Here is a 19,188-nt window from a genome sequence, read left to right on the forward strand (position 1 = left end):
ATTGAGTCATGGCAGAAGCAATCGCCGATAATGTTCCGGCCAAGGCCACTCCAATAGACGGCAAACCGCCGCTGTTCGGGTTGTCTTTCCTGGAAAACCTCTCCGAGATGACCATGTTGCGTCAGGTGGGCCTGTTGGTCGGCCTGGCTGCGAGCGTGGCGATTGGTTTTGCCGTGGTGTTGTGGTCCCAGCAGCCGGACTACCGGCCTCTATACGGCAGCCTTGCCGGCATGGACGCCAAACAGGTCATGGAAACCCTGGCCGCCGCCGACATTCCCTATACCGTCGAACCGAATTCCGGTGCCTTGCTGGTCAAGGCCGATGACCTGTCCCGTGCGCGGCTCAAGCTCGCGGCCGCTGGTGTCACTCCCAGCGACGGCAATATCGGTTTCGAGATTCTCGACAAGGAGCAGGGGCTGGGTACCAGTCAGTTCATGGAGGCGACCCGCTATCGTCGCGGCCTCGAAGGCGAACTGGCCCGGACCATTTCCAGCCTGAACAACGTCAAGGGTGCCCGCGTGCACCTGGCGATTCCGAAAAGTTCGGTGTTCGTGCGTGACGAGCGCAAGCCAAGCGCTTCGGTTCTGGTTGAACTGTATTCCGGTCGCTCGCTGGAGCCAGGCCAGGTCGTCGCCATCATCAATCTGGTGGCGACCAGCGTTCCCGAACTGAGCAAATCGCAGATCACCGTTGTCGACCAGAAGGGCAACCTGCTGTCGGATCAGGCGGAAAACTCTGAGCTGACCATGGCCGGCAAGCAGTTCGATTACAGCCGTCGCATGGAAAGCATGCTGACTCAGCGCGTGCATAACATCCTGCAACCGGTGCTGGGCAACGACCGCTATAAAGCCGAAGTCTCGGCCGATGTGGATTTCAGCGCCGTCGAATCGACTTCCGAGCAGTTCAACCCGGATCAACCGGCGTTGCGCAGCGAGCAGTCGGTCAACGAACAACGTACCGCCAGCAATGGCCCGCAAGGTGTGCCGGGTGCCTTGAGCAACCAGCCGCCGTCGCCTGCCTCGGCGCCGCAAACCACTGGTGGCGCCACTGCGTCGGCCGGCATGGTGCAGCCAGGCCAGCCACTGCTTGATGCCAACGGTCAGCAGATCATGGACCCGGCCACTGGTCAGCCGATGCTGGCGCCGTACCCGGCCGACAAGCGTCAACAATCCACCAAGAACTTCGAGCTCGACCGTTCCATCAGCCACACCAAACAACAGCAGGGCCGTTTGAATCGCCTGTCGGTGTCGGTGGTGGTGGACGATCAGGTCAAGGTCAACGCAGCCAATGGCGAAACCACCCGTGCGCCGTGGAGCGCCGATGAATTGGCGCGCTTCACTCGCCTGGTGCAGGACGCGGTCGGTTTCGACGCCAGCCGTGGCGACAGCGTCAGCGTGATCAACATGCCGTTCTCTGCTGAGCGCGGTGAAGTGATCGCCGAGATTCCGTTCTACTCCCAGCCGTGGTTCTGGGACATCGTCAAGCAAGTGCTGGGGGTGTTGTTCATCCTGGTGCTGGTGTTCGGTGTGTTGCGTCCGGTGCTCAAGAACATCACCGGCGGGGGCAAAGACAAGCAACTCGCGGCCTTTGGCAGCGACGTGGAACTCGGTGGCATGGGCGGCCTGGACGGCGAACTGGCCAACGACCGCGTCAGCCTCGGTGGCCCGACCAGCATCCTGCTGCCGAGCCCGAGCGAAGGCTATGACGCACAGTTGAATGCAATCAAGAGTCTGGTGGCAGAAGATCCGGGTCGCGTGGCCCAGGTCGTGAAAGAGTGGATTAACGCAGATGAGTGATAACCGAGCCGCTGTCGCCAAACTGTCCCGGGTTGATAAAGCCGCGATCCTGCTGCTGTCCCTGGGTTCTACGGATGCCGCACAAGTGCTGCGCCACATGGGGCCCAAAGAGGTCCAGCGTGTGGGCGTGGCCATGGCCCAGATGGGTAACGTGCACCGCGAGCAGGTCGAACAGGTCATGAGCGAGTTCGTCGACATCGTCGGCGACCAGACCAGCCTGGGCGTCGGCTCCGATGACTACGTGCGCAAAATGCTCACCCAGGCCTTGGGCGAAGACAAGGCCAACGGCCTGATCGACCGGATCCTGCTGGGCGGCAACACCAGTGGCCTCGACAGTCTGAAGTGGATGGAACCGCGCGCCGTCGCCGACGTGATCCGCTACGAGCACCCGCAGATCCAGGCGATCGTAGTGGCGTACCTTGATCCGGACCAGGCCGGTGAAGTGCTGGGCAACTTCGACCATAAGGTGCGGCTGGACATCATCCTGCGGGTGTCTTCGCTGAACACCGTGCAGCCGGCGGCCCTGAAAGAGCTCAACCAGATTCTCGAGAAGCAGTTCTCCGGCAACTCGAATGCCTCGCGCACCACCCTGGGTGGCATCAAGCGCGCGGCAGACATCATGAACTTCCTCGACAGCTCGATCGAAGGTCAGTTGATGGACTCGATCCGCGAAGTCGACGAAGACCTGTCCGGTCAGATCGAAGACCTCATGTTCGTGTTCAACAACCTGTCCGATGTCGACGACCGCGGTATTCAGGCGCTGTTGCGCGAGGTGTCCTCGGACGTCCTGGTGCTGGCCCTCAAAGGCTCGGACGAAGGCGTCAAGGAAAAGATCTTCAAGAACATGTCCAAACGAGCGGCCGAACTGTTGCGCGACGACCTCGAGGCCAAAGGCCCGGTGCGTGTCAGCGACGTGGAAACGGCGCAGAAAGAAATCCTCACCATTGCCCGCCGTATGGCCGAAGCCGGAGAAATCGTTCTCGGCGGGAAGGGCGGCGAAGAGATGATCTAAGGTCACTATGTCGTCCAAACATGATGAGTCCCAGACCGACCTGATCCGTGGCAAGAACGTCGCAGGTTTCGATGTCTGGGCGCTGCCCAGCTTCGACCCGTTTGTGCCGGAACCCGAGCCGGAACCGGAACCCGAACCGCCGGAAATGGAAGAAGTGCCGCTGGAGGAAGTCCAGCCACTGACCCTCGAAGAGCTCGAAAGCATTCGCCAGGAGGCCTACAACGAAGGCTTCGCGGTTGGCGAGAAAGAAGGTTTCCATAGCACCACGCTCAAGGTCCGTCAGGAAGCCGAAGTGGCCCTGACGGCCAAGATCGCGCACCTGGAACAGTTGATGGCCAACCTGTTCGAGCCCATTGCCGAGCAGGACACCCAGATCGAAAAGTCGCTGGTCGACCTTGTACAGCACATCACCAAACAGGTTATTCAGCGCGAGCTGGCCATCGACTCGACGCAGATCGAACACGTCATGCGTGAAGCGCTCAAGCTCTTGCCACTGGGCGTGGGCAATGTGCGGTTGTACGTCAACCCGCAGGATTTCGAACAGGTCAAAGCCCTGCGCGAGCGCCATGAGGAAACCTGGCGCATCGTCGAGGACGAGTCCTTGTTGCCGGGCGGTTGCCGGGTCGAGACCGAACACAGCCGTATCGATGCGACCATCGAAACCCGTGTGACCCAGGTCATGGCCAAGCTGTTCGACCAATTGCACGATCAGGCGTTGCACCCGGCCGCGCCGGACCTCAGCCTGGAATTGCCGATCGACAAGAAGCCTGCCGTCACCCCGGTCGAACCGGAACTGGACCATCCCGATGCGACTTGATCGCACCAGCTTCGCCAAGCGCCTCGGCAGCTACGCCGAGGCCACGGAGCTGGCTGGCGCGCCGATCCTCGAAGGTCGCCTGTTGCGTATGGTCGGCCTGACCCTCGAAGCCGAAGGCTTGCGCGCCGCCATGGGCAGCCGCTGCATGGTCATCAACGATGACAGCTATCACCCGGTGCAGGTCGAAGCCGAAGTCATGGGCTTCTCCGGCAGCAAAGTGTTTCTGATGCCGGTCGGCAGCGTCGCCGGCATTGCGCCAGGCGCACGGGTGGTTCCTCTGGCGGACAACGGTCGCTTGCCGATGGGCATGAGCATGCTCGGGCGGGTACTCGATGGCGCCGGTCGTGCGCTGGATGGCAAGGGCGGGATGAAGGCTGAAGACTGGGTGCCAATGGACGGCCCGACCATCAACCCGCTCAAGCGTGACCCGATCAGCCAGCCGCTTGACGTGGGCATTCGCTGCATCAACGGTTTGTTGACGGTCGGTCGCGGTCAGCGCCTCGGGCTGTTCGCCGGTACCGGCGTCGGCAAGAGTGTGTTGTTGGGCATGATGACCCGTTTCACCGAGGCCGACATTATCGTGGTCGGGCTGATCGGTGAGCGGGGTCGAGAAGTTAAAGAGTTCATCGAGCACATCCTCGGTGAAGAAGGGCTCAAGCGTTCGGTGGTGGTGGCTTCGCCGGCGGACGATGCGCCGCTGATGCGTTTGCGCGCGGCCATGTACTGCACGCGGATCGCCGAGTATTTCCGCGACAAGGGCAAGAATGTCCTGTTGCTGATGGATTCCCTGACCCGTTTCGCTCAGGCCCAGCGGGAAATCGCCCTGGCCATCGGCGAACCGCCGGCGACCAAGGGCTATCCGCCGTCGGTGTTTGCCAAGTTGCCGAAACTGGTGGAGCGGGCCGGTAACGCCGAAAAGGGCGGTGGCTCGATCACCGCGTTCTACACGGTATTGTCTGAAGGCGATGACCAACAGGACCCGATCGCCGACTCGGCGCGGGGTGTGCTCGACGGGCACATCGTGCTGTCCCGGCGTCTGGCGGAGGAAGGGCATTACCCGGCTATCGACATCGAAGCGTCTATCAGTCGGGTCATGCCATCGGTGGTCGGCATCAAGCACTTGAACCACGCACAGATGTTCAAGCAATACTGGTCGCGCTATCAGCAGAGCCGCGACCTGATCAGCGTTGGCGCGTATGTGCCCGGTGGGGACCGGGAAACCGACACCGCGATCAATCTGCAACCGGCCATGACCCTGTACCTGCGTCAGGGCTTGAACGATAACATCAGCATGGGCGCCAGCGAAAACCATCTCGCGTCGGTCTTTGCGCCAGCGCCGGGCGGTTAACCGGTCATGGCCCCGAGTCGCGCAACACGTTTGGCGCCCGTGGTGGAAATGGCTGAAAAGGCGGAGAAAACCGCCGTCCAGCGCCTGGGGCACTTCCAGGGCCAGGTTCGTTTGGCGGAAAGCAAACTCGCCGACCTCGAAGCCTTCCGTCTCGACTACCAGGAGCAATGGATCGTGCGCGGCAGCGGCGGCGTTTCGGGTCAGTGGCTGCTGGGCTATCAGGGTTTTCTCGCGCAATTGGGCACGGCCATCGACCAGCAGCGCCAGAGCCTGAACTGGCATCAAAACAACCTGAACAAGGCCCGAGAAGCCTGGCAACAGGCATTTGCCCGGGTCGAAGGCTTGCGCAAACTGGTTCAGCGCTACATGGATGAGGCACGGCAACTGGAAGACAAGCGCGAGCAGAAGTTGCTGGATGAATTGTCCCAGCGGTTGCCGCGTCAGGATTCGTATTGAGTGTTGGTTTCAAAGGATTGCAGCCTGCGGCAGCACCTGCACGGGTGCATGCAAACCTGATTCCGGAGACGCTGTCGAAGGCTGCGATCTTTTGACCTTGCCCCAGCCCCCGGCAAGTGCTAAACCTTGTACACGTACGTTCGCCAATGACAAGGAAGCCGTGAAATGTCAGTCGTTACAGAAGTATCCCCGGATGGGCAAAAGTTGACGATTTCGGTTAAGGGGCGATTCGATTTCGGTCGTCATCAGGAGTTTCGTGAGTCCTACGAGCGACTCAACCAGAAACCCGAGTCCATCGTCGTAGATCTGAAGGACGCCACGTATCTCGACAGTTCGGCGCTGGGCATGTTGCTTTTGCTGCGCGATCACGCCGGTGGCGACAACTCCGATATTCGTGTCGTCAACAGCAGTAGCGATGTGAAGAAAATCCTCGCCATCTCCAACTTCGACAAGCTGTTCGACATCAGTTGACTGTCATGCAGCCGCTCGAGCCGCTGACGATTCTGATCGCCGAAGACAGTGCGGCCGATCGTATGCTGCTGTCGACTATCGTCCGTCGTCAGGGTCATGAAGTGCTGACAGCCAGTAATGGCGCCGAGGCGGTCGAGGCGTTTCGCTCGCAGCGGCCGCACCTGGTGCTGATGGACGCCATGATGCCGGTGATGGATGGCTTCGAGGCTGCGCAGCAGATCAAGGCGCTGGCCGGCGAAACCCTGGTGCCGATCATCTTTCTGACGTCGCTGACCGAAAGCGAAGCCCTGGCTCGTTGTCTGGAGGCCGGGGGCGACGACTTTCTGGCAAAGCCTTACAACCAGGTGATCCTCGCGGCCAAGATCAAGGCAATGGACCGCCTGCGGCGTTTGCAGGCCACGGTGCTGGAGCAGCGCGACCTGATCGCCAGGCACCATGATTACCTGCTCAACGAGCAGCGAGTGGCCAAAGCCGTGTTCGACAAGGTGGCCCACTCCGGTTGCCTGAATGCGCCGAACATCCGTTATCTGCAATCGCCCTATGCGCTGTTCAACGGCGATCTGTTGCTGGCCGCGTTTACCCCGGTCGGCGACATGCATGTGTTACTCGGTGATTTCACCGGCCATGGTTTGCCGGCCGCTGTCGGTGCCATGCCGTTGGCCGAAGTTTTCTATGGCATGACCGCCAAGGGTTATGGCTTGTCCGAAACCCTGCGCGAGATGAACGCCAAACTCAAACGTATCCTGCCGGTCGACATGTTCTGCTGCGCGACCCTGCTGCGCCTGAGCTTTCAGCGAGGGTCGGTGGAGGTCTGGAACGGCGGGATGCCGGACGGCTATTTGCACAACGCCACCAGCGGCGAGCGTACAGCGCTCACGGCACGGCACTTGCCGCTGGGTGTGCTGAGCCCGCAAACCTTCGATGACCGCACCGAGGTGTTCCCGATGGCTGTCGGGGATCGGGTGTTCCTGTTGTCTGATGGAGTGATCGATACTTGCGATGCCAATGAGCAGTTATTTGGCGTAGAGCGATTGGAGCAGGTGTTTGCAGCCAATCGTCAGCCCGATGCGCTGTTCGAAGAAATCGAGCAGGCTCTGCGGGACTTTCGCGGCGAGGCTCGCGATGACGTGAGCATGGTTGAGGTCAGCCTGTTGGATGCGGCGCAACTGAGCCCGCCAGCACCGGTATATTCCGACAGCGGTCAGTCCTGCCCGCTGGACTGGTCGGTGAGTTTCGAATTTCGCGCCGCCACCCTCAAACGCTTCAACCCGCTGCCGTACCTGTTGCAATTGCTGTTTGAGGTGCACGGCCTGCGCGCTCAAAGTGGTGCGCTCTACAGTGTGCTGGCAGAGCTTTACTCCAACGCCCTGGAGCATGGCGTGCTAGGTCTGGATTCGAGTCTCAAGCGCGATGCTTCGGGTTTTGCGCGTTATTATCAGCAGCGCAGTGCGCGCCTGGACGAATTGCAGGACGGCTATGTGCGGGTACATTTGCAGGTGACGCCCAAAGGCGAAGGTGGTTGCCTGACTGTTCGAGTCGAAGACAGTGGCAAGGGCTTCGATGTGGTGCGGGTGATGGAGCGTCCCGTCGATGATGTCCGTTTGTCGGGACGTGGAGTCAGTTTGATCCGACAGTTGAGTCATCATGCGAGCTGGTCCGATAATGGGCGCAGTGCTCGCGTGGAGTTTTTCTGGGAGGCTCAGGCATAATCCCGGGCATTCTTGATCAAAGGAGTGAACAAGTGGACAACACACATCTGGATCGTGACGTGCTGAGCGCGTTGCAAGAAGTTATGGAGGATGGGTATCCAGAATTGCTCGATACCTTTCTCAGCGATTCCGAAGAGCGATTGAGCTTGCTGCGCAAGGCTGACGATGCCGATCGGTTAGGTGCCACGGCGCACAGTTTCAAGGGCAGCAGCAGCAACATGGGCGCGACTCGGTTGGCTGAGCTGTGCCATGAGCTGGAGCAGCGAGCCAAAGAGAAAAAACTCGAAGGCATAGAAGCGCTGGTTGGAGAGATCGACGGCGAATTCGCGATTGTTCGACCGCTTTTTGAGGCAGAGCGCCAACGTTCCCTGGCTGAATAAGACAACCATCCAGCGCTTTTGGCGGCCAGCGAACAAAGCTGGCTCGACCCTTGCAGTCAACTCACTCAACTGTACCTACGATCCCAGTGCAGCGGAGACCGTTCCATGCCCGTTACCCCCAACATTCTTATTCAGGCCGCTGCTGCGGCCAAGACTCAAGCCGCGTCCGCCAATACACCGGCGTCGACGGTTGAGCCCGGGGACAAGGCGTCCAGCTTCGCTGAGGTCTACGCCAATCAAGCCCAGAACAAGCCTTCGGCTACGGCGGACGGATCGGCTAAACCTGTACGTGACAAAGCCTCGGACAACACTGGCAAAAAGGACGTGGGCAACGACTCGTCTGCCGCCCAGGAACCGACGGTTGCCGATAGCGGCAAATCCTTGCCCGCCGATAAACCGGCGCAGGCCGATGACAAGACCGCCAGCGATGACGCGCCGGATACCGCTGAGCCGACGACGCCGGTAGTCGATACCGCGCCTGTCGATCCAGCCCTCGATCCAGCCCTCGATCCGGCGTTGATGCAAGTGGTGCAGCCGGTGCTGCCAGCCCCTGTACCGGAAACCCCACCGGTTGTCGCCGCTGTGCAGTCAACCGTACAAGCACCCGTCGCGGCCGCCGTTACCGCAACAGCGACGCCGGCCGCTGCGACCACCGATCCTGATTTCGATCCCGAAGCCGATCCTCTTGATGCGCTGCCGGCCGTGCGTATGGCGTTGGAGCAGAGCGGGCACGTTTCGGCCGCCAGCCAGGCTCAGCCAAAAGCGGCGCCGACTCAGGCTCACGTCGACGGCGAGCTGACCTCGGCACAGAACTTTGCTGCAGGCATGGCGAGCATGCTCGACGTGCAGGCTGATCAGGACAGCACCAGCCAGGGCGGCGAGAAGGCGTTCAGTGGCCTGATCGATGACGGCCTCAAGGATCTCAAGTCCGCCAGCAGCGACACCCGTGTCGATGACTTCGCCAATCGTCTGGCGGCTCTGACCCAAGCGGCAACACCCAAGACTGCCAATGCATTGCCGGTGAACCAACCGATCGCCATGCATCAGAGCGGTTGGACCGAAGAGGTGGTCAACCGGGTCATGTACCTGTCCAGCGCCAATCTCAAGGCGGCGGATATCCAGTTGCAACCGGCCGAACTGGGACGCCTCGATATTCGGGTGAACATGGTTCCGGATCAGCAGACCCAAGTGACCTTCATGAGCGCTCACCCAAGCGTTCGCGAAGCACTCGACGGGCAAATGCATCGCCTGCGAGACATGTTCGCGCAGCAGGGCATGGGCCAGGTCGACGTCAACGTTTCCGATCAGTCCCGTGGCTGGCAGGGCCAGGGCCAGGGGCAGGAACAGGAACAGGCTCAACAGGGGCAGGGCGGGCGCACCAATGCCAGTGGCGGTCGCCTCGATTCGATGGATGAAGAGCTTCCTGCGACGGTCGCTGATGTGGCCGCCAACACCACCAGCGTGATCGGCACCAGCGCGGTCGATTATTACGCCTGATAAATCAGGACGCCCCCTCAAAAGATCGCAGCCTTCGGCAGCTCCTTGTATCTACGGGTGTACACCATCCAAATGCAGGAGCTGCCGAAGGCTGCGATCTTTTGATTTTCGTTGCCTGCCTGCCGCCTCCACATAGCCCCAGACACTTCTGGCATAACACTTGCTCTTGCCTTGCCGTGCGACTGTGAAAACCCGAATAGTGACGGATTATTGGCATGGCGAAGAGTGAAGCAGTAGTAAAAGACCCCGCAACCAAAGGCAAAATCAAGCTGATCATTGTGATCGTCGTGGCCCTGCTGCTCGCGATCGGCTTGTCCGTGGGGGCGACCTGGTTCTTCATGCACGGCGCCCAGAGCAAGCCTGCCGCCGCGACTGAAACCGCTGTGGTCGGCAAGCAGCCGGCGATCTTCGAGCCAATGGCTCCAGCCTTCGTGGCCAACTACACCCAGAACGGCCGTCAGCGCTACATGCAGGTGAGCATCACCATGCAGGGGCGTAATCAGGCTGATCTGGAGGCGCTCAAAGTCCACATGCCAGTGATCCGCAATAACCTGGTCATGCTGTTTTCCGGTCAGGATTTCGCCACGCTGGCGACCCCGGTCGGCCAGGAGATGTTGCGTCAGAAAGCCACGGCCAGCGTTCAGGAAGTGGCGCAGAAAGAGCTGGGCAAAGTGGTGATCGAACAGTTGCTTTTCACTAATTTCGTACTGCAGTAGGAACACGACATGGCCGTGCAGGACCTGCTGTCCCAGGATGAGATCGATGCGCTGTTGCATGGCGTCGACGATGGTCTGGTACAGACCGATAACGCTGCCGAACCCGGCAGTGTCAAAAGCTACGACCTGACCAGCCAGGATCGCATCGTCCGTGGACGCATGCCGACGCTGGAAATGATCAACGAGCGTTTCGCCCGCTACACCCGCATCAGCATGTTCAACATGCTGCGCCGCTCGGCGGACGTTGCCGTGGGTGGCGTGCAGGTGATGAAGTTCGGTGAATACGTGCACTCGCTGTACGTGCCGACCAGCCTCAACCTGGTCAAGATTAAACCGCTGCGCGGCACCGCGCTGTTCATCCTCGACGCCAAACTGGTGTTCAAGCTGGTGGACAACTTCTTCGGCGGCGACGGCCGTCACGCGAAGATCGAAGGGCGTGAATTCACTCCCACCGAACTGCGTGTGGTGCGCATGGTGCTGGAACAGGCTTTCGTCGATTTGAAGGAAGCCTGGCAGGCGATCATGGAAGTGAACTTCGAGTACATCAACTCGGAAGTGAACCCGGCCATGGCCAACATCGTCGGGCCGAGCGAAGCCATTGTGGTGTCGACGTTCCACATCGAACTCGATGGCGGTGGCGGCGACCTGCACGTGACCATGCCGTACTCGATGATCGAGCCGGTGCGCGAGATGCTCGATGCCGGCTTCCAGTCGGACCTCGACGATCAGGACGAGCGCTGGATCAACGCCTTGCGCCAGGACGTGCTGGACGTCGACGTACCGATCGGTGCCACCGTTGCCCGCCGCCAGCTGCGCCTTCGCGACATCCTGCACATGCAGCCCGGCGACGTGATCCCGGTCGAGATGCCGGAAGAAATGATCATGCGCGCCAACGGCGTGCCGGCCTTCAAGGTCAAGATGGGCTCGCACAAAGGCAACCTCGCGTTGCAAGTGATCGAGCCGATCGAGCGCCGCTGACCGGCGCTCGTACCCCCCCTACGCATTTAACTGAATTGTTGCCCGCCGAGGACAAATGATGAACGACGATATGAACGCCCAGGACGACCAGGCACTGGCCGACGAATGGGCTGCGGCCCTGGAAGAGACCGGTGACGCCGGGCAGGCTGACATTGATGCGCTGCTGGCGGCCGATGCCGGTACGTCGGGCTCCAACCGTCTGCCGATGGAAGAGTTCGGCAGCGTGCCGAAGAACAACGATCCAGTGACGCTGGACGGTCCGAACCTGGACGTGATCCTTGATATCCCGGTGTCGATTTCCATGGAAGTCGGCAGCACCGACATCAACATCCGCAACCTGCTGCAACTCAACCAGGGTTCGGTGATCGAGCTCGATCGCCTGGCCGGCGAGCCGCTGGACGTGCTGGTCAACGGCACGCTCATCGCCCACGGCGAAGTGGTAGTGGTCAACGAAAAGTTCGGCATCCGCCTGACCGACGTGATCAGCCCAAGCGAACGCATCAAGAAGCTGCGCTGAGTGAACAAGGTTCTTGCGGTTCTGTTGGCCTTGCCATCCAGCGTGCTGGCGGCCGAGTCGGTGACGACTGCTGCGACAGCGGCCGCCGCGCCAGCTGTCAGCAGTGGTGTGGCCGGGCAATTGACGCAATTGGTGTTCGGCTTGCTGCTGGTGTTGGGGTTGATCTTCTTCCTCGCCTGGCTGCTGCGCCGGGTTCAGCAGGCCGGCCCGGCGGGCAAGGGGCAAGTGATCGAGTTGATCGGTTCCCGAGCCCTCGGCCCCCGTGACCGCTTGATGCTGGTACAGGTCGGCAACGAACAGATTCTGCTCGGCCTGAGCCCCGGCACCATCACCGCGTTGCATGTGCTCAAGGAGCCGGTACAAGTGCCGGGCGCAACCGAGAAAGCGACTCCGGAGTTTGCCCAGCGTCTGTTGGAGATGCTTGGCAAGGATCAGAAGGATAAGAAGTAATGGGTGCGTTACGCATCGTCTTGACGCTGGCCCTGATGCTGGCTGCGCCACTGGCGTTCGCCGCCGATCCGTTGTCGATCCCGGCGATCACCCTGGGCACCAATGCCAATGGCGCCCAGGAATACTCGGTCAGCCTGCAAATCCTGCTGATCATGACGGCGCTGAGTTTCATCCCGGCGTTCGTCATGCTGATGACCAGTTTTACCCGGATCATCATCGTGTTCTCGATCCTGCGTCAGGCCCTGGGCTTGCAGCAGACACCGTCGAACCAGATCCTCACCGGCATGGCGCTGTTCCTCACCATGTTTATCATGGCGCCGGTGTTCGATCGGGTGAATCAGGATGCCTTGCAGCCGTATCTGGCGGAGAAACTCACCGCTCAGGATGCTGTCGCCAAGGCTCAGGTGCCGATCAAGGACTTCATGCTGGCCCAGACTCGCAGCAGCGATCTGGAGCTGTTCATGCGCCTGTCCAAGCGCACTGATATTGCTACGCCGGATCAGGCGCCGCTGACGATTCTGGTGCCGGCGTTCGTGACCTCGGAACTGAAAACCGCGTTCCAGATTGGCTTCATGATCTTCATTCCGTTCCTGATCATCGACCTGGTGGTGGCCAGTGTGCTGATGGCGATGGGTATGATGATGCTCTCGCCACTGATCATTTCCCTGCCGTTCAAAATCATGCTGTTCGTGCTGGTGGATGGCTGGGCGTTGATCATCGGCACGTTGGCCAGCAGCTTCGGCGGTGTTTCACCATGACGCCCGAAGTTGCCGTGGACATCTTTCGCGAAGCGCTGTGGCTGACCACCATGATGGTCGCCGTGCTGGTGATTCCGAGCTTGCTGGTGGGGCTGTTGGTGGCGATGTTCCAGGCGGCCACGCAGATCAACGAACAGACCCTGAGCTTCCTGCCGCGTCTGTTGGTGATGCTGGTGACGCTGATCGTTGCCGGCCCGTGGCTGGTGCAGACTTTCATGGAATACATTCTTCAGCTGTACCACAGCATTCCTCAGGTCATCGGTTAAGCCATGTCGCTGCTGCAACTGACCGATACCCAGATCAGCACCTGGGTGGCGACGTTCATGTTGCCGCTGTTTCGCATCGGCTCGTTGCTGATGGTCATGCCGATTTTCGGCACGACGCTGGTGCCCAAACGCGTGCGTTTGTACTTCGCGCTGGCGATCACTGTGGTCATCGCACCGGGTCTGCCGCCCATGCCCGCGGTCAACGCGCTGGACTTGAGTGCGATGCTGCTGATTGCCGAGCAGATCATCATCGGTGCGGTTCTCGGTTTCTCCTTGCAACTGTTCTTCCAGGCGTTCGTGGTCGCCGGGCAAATTGTCGCGATCCAGATGGGCATGGGCTTCGCTTCGATGGTCGACCCTACGAACGGCGTGTCAGTGGCGGTGATCGGGCAGTTTTTCACCATGCTGGTGACGCTGTTGTTCATGTCGATGAACGGCCACTTGGTGGTGTTCGAAGTCCTCACTGAAAGCTTCACCACGCTGCCGGTCGGTGGCGGGTTGATGGTCAATCATTTCTGGGAGCTGGCCGGCAAGCTTGGTTGGGTGTTTGGTGCGGCGCTGTTGCTGGTGCTGCCGGCGATCACCGCGTTGCTGGTGGTCAACATTGCGTTTGGCGTGATGACCCGGGCGGCGCCGCAGCTGAACATCTTCTCGATCGGTTTCCCGCTGACCCTGGTACTTGGACTGTTCATCGTCTGGGTCGGCCTGGCGGACATTCTCAATCAGTATCAACCGCTGGCCGCCGAGGCCTTGCAGTTGTTACGCGAACTGGCACAGGCGCGCTGAGTCATGGCTGAGAGCGAAAGCGGTCAGGACAAAACAGAAGACCCCACGGAGAAACGCAAAAAGGACTCCCGTGAGAAGGGTGAGATTGCGCGCTCCAAGGAGCTCAACACCCTGGCGGTCATGCTCGCCGGCGCCGGTGGGCTGCTGATTTTTGGTGGCGCCCTGGCCCAGGATTTGATGGAGCTGATGCGCATGAACTTCTCGCTCTCGCGAGAGGTGATTCTGGATCAGCGCTCCATGGCGACTTATCTGCTGCATTCGGGACAGATCGCCTTGTTCGCGATTCAGCCGGTGATGATCACCTTGCTGCTGGCCGCGCTGATCGGCCCGATTTCCCTGGGGGGCTGGCTGTTTGCGGCTGGCTCCATGGCGCCCAAGTTCAGTCGCATGAATCCCGCCGCAGGGCTGAAACGAATGTTCTCGGTCAAGGCGCTGGTGGAGCTGCTCAAGGCTCTGGCGAAGTTTTTCATCGTGTTGTTCGTGGCGTTGGCGGTCTTGTCGTCGGACATCGACGATCTGCTGCGCATCGCTCATGAGCCGTTGGACATGGCGATCATTCACAGCCTGCAAGTGGTCGGCTGGAGCACGTTGTGGATGGCTTGCGGGCTGATCATCATCGCGGCGGTCGACGTGCCGGTGCAGCTCTGGGAAAGCCACAATAAGCTGCTGATGACCAAGCAGGAAGTGCGTGACGAGCACAAGGATCAGGAGGGGCGGCCGGAGGTCAAACAGCGCATTCGCCAGTTGCAGCGCGAGATGTCGCAGCGGCGAATGATGGCCGCGATCCCCGACGCCGATGTGGTCATCACCAACCCGACCCACTACGCCGTGGCGCTCAAGTACGATCCGGAGAAGGGTGGTGCGCCGATGCTGATCGCCAAGGGTAGCGACTTCCTGGCCTTGAAGATCCGCGAAATCGCCGTGGCCAACCAAGTGCAGTTACTCGAATCGCCCGCCCTGGCGCGTTCGATTTACTACTCCACGGAACTGGATCAGGAAATTCCAGGCGGGCTGTATCTGGCGGTGGCTCAGGTATTGGCGTACGTCTATCAGATCCGCCAGTACCGCGCGGGCAAGGGCAAACGTCCGGATCCGTTGAAGGATGATTTGCCGATTCCGCCGGATCTGCGGCGCGATTCCTGACTGGGTCTACGGTTCTGAAATCAAAAAGATCGCCGCCTTCGACAGCGCCTACGGGCGCTGATGCCGCCTATTGGCTTTTTCATTGCCGGGCTCTTTCGCGATACTGTTTTCCTGTTTCTTCCTGTCGTCCTGTTGCTTGGGCGCAACCAGATCGAAGCCTTTGGCGTCGTTGAATGACTTGACCGCTTTCTTGGGCATGATCGCTGCTCCGGCGCTTGGTATTACCAACGCTGATGATCACCATCCAATACCCATAAGGCCGTTTTGGCTACTATCAAAACTTACGGCTGTGCAGGTCTTTGGACGAATGGTGGGGCAGTGAACTTGAGCGATGTCATGTCCCGCCTCTGATCCACCTTGTTCGTAGCAGCTGCCGAGCTTGCGAGGCTGCGTTCGAGGACGCAGTCCTCGCACAGGATTTGCGACTGCTGCGCAGCCGAACGCAGCCTCGCGCAGCTCGGCAGCTGCTACCCCGGGCTCAACAAATCTATCTATTTCCCTCCTTGGCAAAAGTTGGAAGGCTTCTTGCAATAGCCGCCCTGCGCCTGCTTCAGGCGTCAAAAGTTTGCTTTAAAGGAACGGGGAAAACCGGTGGATCGCTCTCAGTTAATCAACAGTGCCCGCACAAACGTCGCCGACCTCAGTCGGGGCAATCTGGGCGTGCCGCTGTTGCTGCTGGTCATGCTGGCCATGATGATGTTGCCGGTGCCGCCGTTCCTGCTGGACGTGTTTTTCACCTTCAACATTGCCTTGTCCATCGTCGTGTTGCTGGTCTGCGTGTACGCCTTGCGGCCGCTGGATTTTGCGGTGTTCCCGACCATTCTGCTGGTGGCGACATTGCTGCGACTGGCGCTGAACGTGGCCTCCACGCGGGTGGTGATGCTCCACGGTCAGGACGGCCATGCCGCCGCCGGTAAGGTGATCCAGGCCTTCGGTGAAGTGGTGATCGGCGGTAACTACGTGGTCGGTATCGTGGTCTTCGCGATTTTGATGATCATCAACTTCGTCGTGGTAACCAAGGGCGCCGGGCGGATTTCCGAGGTGAGCGCGCGTTTCACCCTCGACGCGATGCCCGGTAAACAGATGGCGATCGACGCCGACTTGAACGCCGGCCTGATCGATCAGAACCAGGCGAAACTGCGCCGGATGGAAGTCGCCCAGGAGGCCGAGTTCTACGGTTCCATGGACGGTGCCAGCAAATTCGTGCGCGGTGATGCCATCGCCGGTCTGCTGATTCTGTTCATCAACCTGATCGGCGGCATGGCGGTGGGTATCTTCCAGCACGGCATGAGCTTTGGTGATGCCGGCAAGGTTTATGCGCTGTTGACCATCGGTGACGGTTTGGTGGCGCAATTGCCATCACTGCTGTTGTCGACCGCCGCCGCGATCATGGTGACCCGTGCTTCCGGCTCGGAAGACATGGGTAAACAAATCAATCGTCAGATGTTCGCCTCGCCGAAAGCCTTGGCGGTGGCCGCAGGCTTGATGGCGGTGATGGGCCTGGTGCCCGGCATGCCACACGTCTCCTTTCTGTCCATGGCAGCCCTGGCGGCCGGTGGCGCTTACCTGTTCTGGAAGAAGCAGAACGCGGTCAAGGTTCAGGCCCTGCAAGAGGTCAAGCGTCAGCAGGAGTTGCTGCCGTCACCGGCCCGGGCTCAGGAAACCAAGGAGCTTGGCTGGGATGACGTGACGCCGATCGACATGATTGGCCTGGAAGTGGGCTACCGCCTGATTCCGCTGGTGGATCGCAACCAGGGTGGGCAGTTGCTGGCGCGGATCAAGGGTGTGCGTAAAAAGCTCTCCCAGGACCTGGGCTTCCTGATGCCGACTGTGCATATCCGTGACAACCTCGACCTGGCGCCTAGCGCCTATCGCCTGACCCTGATGGGCGTGATCCTGGCTGAAGCGGAGATTTACCCGGAGCGCGAACTGGCGATCAACCCGGGTCAGGTCTACGGCACGCTCAATGGCATCACCGCCAAAGATCCGGCTTTTGGCCTGGAAGCGGTGTGGATCGAAATCAGCCAGCGTGCCCAGGCGCAATCCCTCGGTTACACCGTGGTCGATGCCAGTACGGTGGTGGCGACCCACTTGAACCAGATTCTGTACAAGCACTCCAGCGAACTGATCGGCCACGAAGAAGTCCAGCAACTCATGCAATTGCTGGCCAAAAGCTCACCGAAACTGGCCGAAGAGTTGGTGCCGGGGGTGGTTTCGCTGTCGCAACTGCTCAAAGTCTTGCAGGCGTTGCTGGCCGAACAGGTGCCGGTGCGGGACATCCGCAGCATCGCCGAAGCCATCGCGAACAACGCCGCCAAGAGTCAAGATACCGCCGCTTTGGTGGCCGCAGTGCGCGTCGGCGTATCCCGTGCAATCGTGCAAAGCATTGTAGGCACTGAGTCGGAGCTGCCTGTGATCACCTTGGAACCAAGGTTGGAACAAATATTGCTCAATAGTCTTCAGAAGGCAGGACAAGGCTCGGAAGAGGGCGTTCTGCTGGAGCCAAGCATGGCGGAAAAACTGCAACGCTCGTTGATCGATGCGGCGCAGCGTCAGGAAATGCAAGGTCAGCCGGTGATTCTGCTGGTGGCCGGTCCGGTTCGCGCGATGCTCTCGCGATTCGGTCGGCTGGCAGTGCCGGGTTTGCACGTGTTGGCTTACCAGGAAATTCCTGACAACAAGCAAGTGACCATCGTTGCGACAGTAGGGCCCAACGGCTGAGGTAGTGGTTTATGCAAGTTAAGCGTTTTTTCGCCGCCGATATGCGTCAGGCCATGAAACTGGTTCGTGATGAGCTGGGCGCTGATGCCGCCATCATTGGCAATCGCCGGATCGCCGGCGGTGTCGAGCTGACGGCTGCCCTGGATTACAAATTGTCGGCGCTGGCCCCGCGTGTTCCGAACATGGAACTCGAGGATGAGCTGCGCAAGACCCAGTCGCGGATCGTCACCGCCCAGGCCGAACTGAGCCTGCGCGGCGATGGCGAGAGCGACAAGACCACCAATCGCCAGTTGTTCGCCGGCCTGCCGTTGACCGCTGCCGAACCGCTGATCGAACCGGCGCTCGCCGAACCTCGGCGTCCGGCCCCCGCGCCTGCTGCGGCGACCGGTGTCGATCCGCGCGCATTCGATTCGATGCGTTTCGAGCTCAACAGCCTGCGTGAACTGATGGAAGTGCAGCTTGGCTCGCTGGCCTGGAATCAGCTGCAAGGCAGCCGTCCGGCCCAGGCCAACCTCTGGCGTCGCCTGCAACGCATCGGCCTGTCCGGCCCGTTGTCGCGCGATCTGCTGGCACTGATTACCGACATTGAAGAGCCTCGTCAGGCCTGGCGCATGCTGCTCGCGCACCTGGCGCGGATGATCGCTACCCCGGAAATCGAGCCGCTGGAAGAGGGTGGGGTGATTGCCATGGTCGGACCCGCCGGCATGGGCAAGACCACCACACTGGCCAAGCTCGCGGCCCGTTACGTGCTCAAGTACGGCGCGCAGAACATCGCGCTGGTGAGCATGGACAGCTATCGCATTGGTGCCCAGGAACAGCTCAAGACGCTGGGCCGGATCCTTAACGTGTCGGTGACCCACGTCGATCCAGGTCAATCCCTGGTGCAGGCGCTGGAGCCCTTGCTGCGCAAACGCGTGGTGCTGATCGATACCGCCGGCCTTCAGGCCAGCGATCCGGCACTGCGGATGCAGCTCGAAAGCCTGGCCGGGCGCGGCATCAAATCAAAAAATTATCTGGTCCTGGCAACCACCAGCCAGAAACAGGTTCTAACTGCCGCTTATCACAGTTACAAACGCTGCGGCCTCGCCGGCTGCATCCTGACTAAACTGGATGAAACGGCAAGTCTGGGCGAGGTGTTGAGCCTGGCGATCAGTCATGAGTTGCCGGTGGCTTACCTGACCGATGGTCCACGGATTCCGGATGATTTGCATCTGCCACGTCGTCATCAGTTGGTCAGCCGCGCCGTTAGCGTACAAATGCAGGAAGAACCCAGCGAAGAAGCCATGGCTGACATGTTCGCTGATATTTACCACAGCCCGACCAAGCAGGTTGGCTGAGGTGTTAATGAACATTTTTTGTACCTACAT

General features: G+C 60.4%; 20 protein-coding genes. 19 read left to right on the plus strand and 1 reads right to left on the minus strand.

The genetic code is table 11. The features are described 5' to 3' along the window. The first annotated feature begins 8 nt into the window (after positions 1-8). The 17 genes from fliF (at position 9) to flhB (ending at position 15,100) form a co-directional block, all read left to right on the plus strand. The gene (gene fliF / locus AC07VO_RS19420; protein ID WP_086945865.1) at positions 9-1,796 is read left to right on the plus strand and encodes a flagellar basal-body MS-ring/collar protein FliF; all 1,788 of its coding nucleotides are present in this window, start codon (positions 9-11) and stop codon (positions 1,794-1,796) included. Then, positions 1,789-2,808, plus strand: a complete 1,020-nt coding sequence (gene fliG, locus AC07VO_RS19425) for a flagellar motor switch protein FliG (RefSeq protein ID WP_003184041.1) — start codon at positions 1,789-1,791, stop codon at positions 2,806-2,808. Before fliF ends, fliG begins: the two co-directional genes overlap by 8 nt. Positions 2,809-2,815: 7 nt before the next feature. Beyond that, entirely contained in the window at positions 2,816-3,625 is an 810-nt protein-coding gene (gene fliH / locus AC07VO_RS19430; protein ID WP_086945864.1) for a flagellar assembly protein FliH, read from the plus strand. Next, positions 3,615-4,973 (plus strand): flagellar protein export ATPase FliI, encoded by a 1,359-nt coding sequence (fliI, locus tag AC07VO_RS19435; protein ID WP_086945863.1) that lies wholly within the window; start codon positions 3,615-3,617, stop codon positions 4,971-4,973. Before fliH ends, fliI begins: the two co-directional genes overlap by 11 nt. A 6-nt stretch (positions 4,974-4,979) precedes the next feature. After that, complete coding sequence (fliJ, locus tag AC07VO_RS19440; RefSeq protein ID WP_026345699.1) at positions 4,980-5,429, plus strand: flagellar export protein FliJ; 450 nt, start codon at positions 4,980-4,982, stop codon at positions 5,427-5,429. A gap of 165 nt (positions 5,430-5,594) precedes the next feature. Then, positions 5,595-5,900 (plus strand): STAS domain-containing protein, encoded by a 306-nt coding sequence (locus tag AC07VO_RS19445; protein WP_018925047.1) that lies wholly within the window; start codon positions 5,595-5,597, stop codon positions 5,898-5,900. Between the two features lie 5 nt (positions 5,901-5,905). Beyond that, positions 5,906-7,609: an ATP-binding SpoIIE family protein phosphatase gene (locus AC07VO_RS19450; protein WP_064619470.1), complete on the plus strand. Its 1,704-nt coding sequence runs from the start codon at positions 5,906-5,908 to the stop codon at positions 7,607-7,609. A gap of 32 nt (positions 7,610-7,641) precedes the next feature. After that, entirely contained in the window at positions 7,642-7,989 is a 348-nt protein-coding gene (locus AC07VO_RS19455) for an Hpt domain-containing protein (RefSeq protein ID WP_018925049.1), read from the plus strand. Between the two features lie 105 nt (positions 7,990-8,094). Beyond that, the gene (locus AC07VO_RS19460) at positions 8,095-9,486 is read left to right on the plus strand and encodes a flagellar hook-length control protein FliK (RefSeq protein ID WP_086945862.1); all 1,392 of its coding nucleotides are present in this window, start codon (positions 8,095-8,097) and stop codon (positions 9,484-9,486) included. Positions 9,487-9,701: 215 nt separating this feature from the next. After that, positions 9,702-10,202, plus strand: coding sequence for a flagellar basal body-associated protein FliL (fliL, locus tag AC07VO_RS19465; protein WP_064619464.1), 501 nt, complete (start codon positions 9,702-9,704; stop codon positions 10,200-10,202). Positions 10,203-10,211: 9 nt separating this feature from the next. Beyond that, a complete protein-coding gene (gene fliM, locus AC07VO_RS19470; RefSeq protein ID WP_007938639.1) occupies positions 10,212-11,180 on the plus strand; it encodes a flagellar motor switch protein FliM in 969 nt (322 codons plus the stop codon). Positions 11,181-11,238: 58 nt separating this feature from the next. Further along, positions 11,239-11,697 carry a flagellar motor switch protein FliN gene (gene fliN, locus AC07VO_RS19475; protein WP_007938642.1) on the plus strand — a complete coding sequence of 153 codons (459 nt, stop codon included), beginning with the start codon at positions 11,239-11,241 and terminating at the stop codon, positions 11,695-11,697. After that, a complete protein-coding gene (fliO, locus tag AC07VO_RS19480) occupies positions 11,698-12,147 on the plus strand; it encodes a flagellar biosynthetic protein FliO (protein WP_018925053.1) in 450 nt (149 codons plus the stop codon). It abuts the gene before it with no gap. Next, on the plus strand, positions 12,147-12,905 hold the full coding sequence (fliP, locus tag AC07VO_RS19485) for a flagellar type III secretion system pore protein FliP (protein WP_007938646.1): 759 nt from the start codon (positions 12,147-12,149) through the stop codon (positions 12,903-12,905). The genes fliO and fliP overlap by 1 nt, the downstream gene beginning before the upstream one ends. Continuing rightward, positions 12,902-13,171: a flagellar biosynthesis protein FliQ gene (gene fliQ / locus AC07VO_RS19490; protein WP_007938648.1), complete on the plus strand. Its 270-nt coding sequence runs from the start codon at positions 12,902-12,904 to the stop codon at positions 13,169-13,171. Before fliP ends, fliQ begins: the two co-directional genes overlap by 4 nt. A 3-nt stretch (positions 13,172-13,174) precedes the next feature. Continuing rightward, positions 13,175-13,957: a flagellar biosynthetic protein FliR gene (gene fliR / locus AC07VO_RS19495; RefSeq protein ID WP_495007662.1), complete on the plus strand. Its 783-nt coding sequence runs from the start codon at positions 13,175-13,177 to the stop codon at positions 13,955-13,957. A gap of 3 nt (positions 13,958-13,960) precedes the next feature. Further along, on the plus strand, positions 13,961-15,100 hold the full coding sequence (gene flhB / locus AC07VO_RS19500) for a flagellar biosynthesis protein FlhB (protein ID WP_086945860.1): 1,140 nt from the start codon (positions 13,961-13,963) through the stop codon (positions 15,098-15,100). A 48-nt stretch (positions 15,101-15,148) separates the two neighbouring features. Here flhB and AC07VO_RS19505 read toward each other — a convergent pair whose 3' ends face one another. Beyond that, positions 15,149-15,298, minus strand: a complete 150-nt coding sequence (locus AC07VO_RS19505; protein ID WP_019648112.1) for a hypothetical protein — start codon at positions 15,296-15,298, stop codon at positions 15,149-15,151. 393 nt (positions 15,299-15,691) lie between these two features. Here AC07VO_RS19505 and flhA point away from each other — a divergent pair, with 393 nt between their 5' ends. Both flhA and flhF read left to right on the plus strand, forming a co-directional pair. After that, complete coding sequence (gene flhA, locus AC07VO_RS19510; protein WP_007938653.1) at positions 15,692-17,821, plus strand: flagellar biosynthesis protein FlhA; 2,130 nt, start codon at positions 15,692-15,694, stop codon at positions 17,819-17,821. Positions 17,822-17,832: 11 nt separating this feature from the next. After that, on the plus strand, positions 17,833-19,158 hold the full coding sequence (gene flhF, locus AC07VO_RS19515; RefSeq protein ID WP_064619461.1) for a flagellar biosynthesis GTPase FlhF: 1,326 nt from the start codon (positions 17,833-17,835) through the stop codon (positions 19,156-19,158). The last annotated feature ends 30 nt before the right edge of the window (positions 19,159-19,188 follow it).

Source organism: Pseudomonas sp. GW821-FHT03E01, from assembly GCF_059420765.1.

Excerpts from the sequence above, each read along its gene's own strand:
- fliF (WP_086945865.1), top strand. The coding sequence starts at position 9 with ATGGCAGAAGCAATCGCCGATAATGTTCCGGCCAAGGCCACTCCAATA.
- fliG (WP_003184041.1), top strand. The coding sequence starts at position 1,789 with ATGAGTGATAACCGAGCCGCTGTCGCCAAACTGTCCCGGGTTGATAAA.
- fliH (WP_086945864.1), top strand. The coding sequence starts at position 2,816 with ATGTCGTCCAAACATGATGAGTCCCAGACCGACCTGATCCGTGGCAAG.
- fliI (WP_086945863.1), top strand. The coding sequence starts at position 3,615 with ATGCGACTTGATCGCACCAGCTTCGCCAAGCGCCTCGGCAGCTACGCC.
- fliJ (WP_026345699.1), top strand. The coding sequence starts at position 4,980 with ATGGCCCCGAGTCGCGCAACACGTTTGGCGCCCGTGGTGGAAATGGCT.
- AC07VO_RS19445 (WP_018925047.1), top strand. The coding sequence starts at position 5,595 with ATGTCAGTCGTTACAGAAGTATCCCCGGATGGGCAAAAGTTGACGATT.
- AC07VO_RS19450 (WP_064619470.1), top strand. The coding sequence starts at position 5,906 with ATGCAGCCGCTCGAGCCGCTGACGATTCTGATCGCCGAAGACAGTGCG.
- AC07VO_RS19460 (WP_086945862.1), top strand. The coding sequence starts at position 8,095 with ATGCCCGTTACCCCCAACATTCTTATTCAGGCCGCTGCTGCGGCCAAG.
- fliL (WP_064619464.1), top strand. The coding sequence starts at position 9,702 with ATGGCGAAGAGTGAAGCAGTAGTAAAAGACCCCGCAACCAAAGGCAAA.
- fliM (WP_007938639.1), top strand. The coding sequence starts at position 10,212 with ATGGCCGTGCAGGACCTGCTGTCCCAGGATGAGATCGATGCGCTGTTG.
- fliN (WP_007938642.1), top strand. The coding sequence starts at position 11,239 with ATGAACGACGATATGAACGCCCAGGACGACCAGGCACTGGCCGACGAA.
- fliP (WP_007938646.1), top strand. The coding sequence starts at position 12,147 with ATGGGTGCGTTACGCATCGTCTTGACGCTGGCCCTGATGCTGGCTGCG.
- fliQ (WP_007938648.1), top strand. The coding sequence starts at position 12,902 with ATGACGCCCGAAGTTGCCGTGGACATCTTTCGCGAAGCGCTGTGGCTG.
- fliR (WP_495007662.1), top strand. The coding sequence starts at position 13,175 with ATGTCGCTGCTGCAACTGACCGATACCCAGATCAGCACCTGGGTGGCG.
- flhB (WP_086945860.1), top strand. The coding sequence starts at position 13,961 with ATGGCTGAGAGCGAAAGCGGTCAGGACAAAACAGAAGACCCCACGGAG.
- AC07VO_RS19505 (WP_019648112.1), bottom strand. The coding sequence starts at position 15,298 with ATGCCCAAGAAAGCGGTCAAGTCATTCAACGACGCCAAAGGCTTCGAT.
- flhF (WP_064619461.1), top strand. The coding sequence starts at position 17,833 with ATGCAAGTTAAGCGTTTTTTCGCCGCCGATATGCGTCAGGCCATGAAA.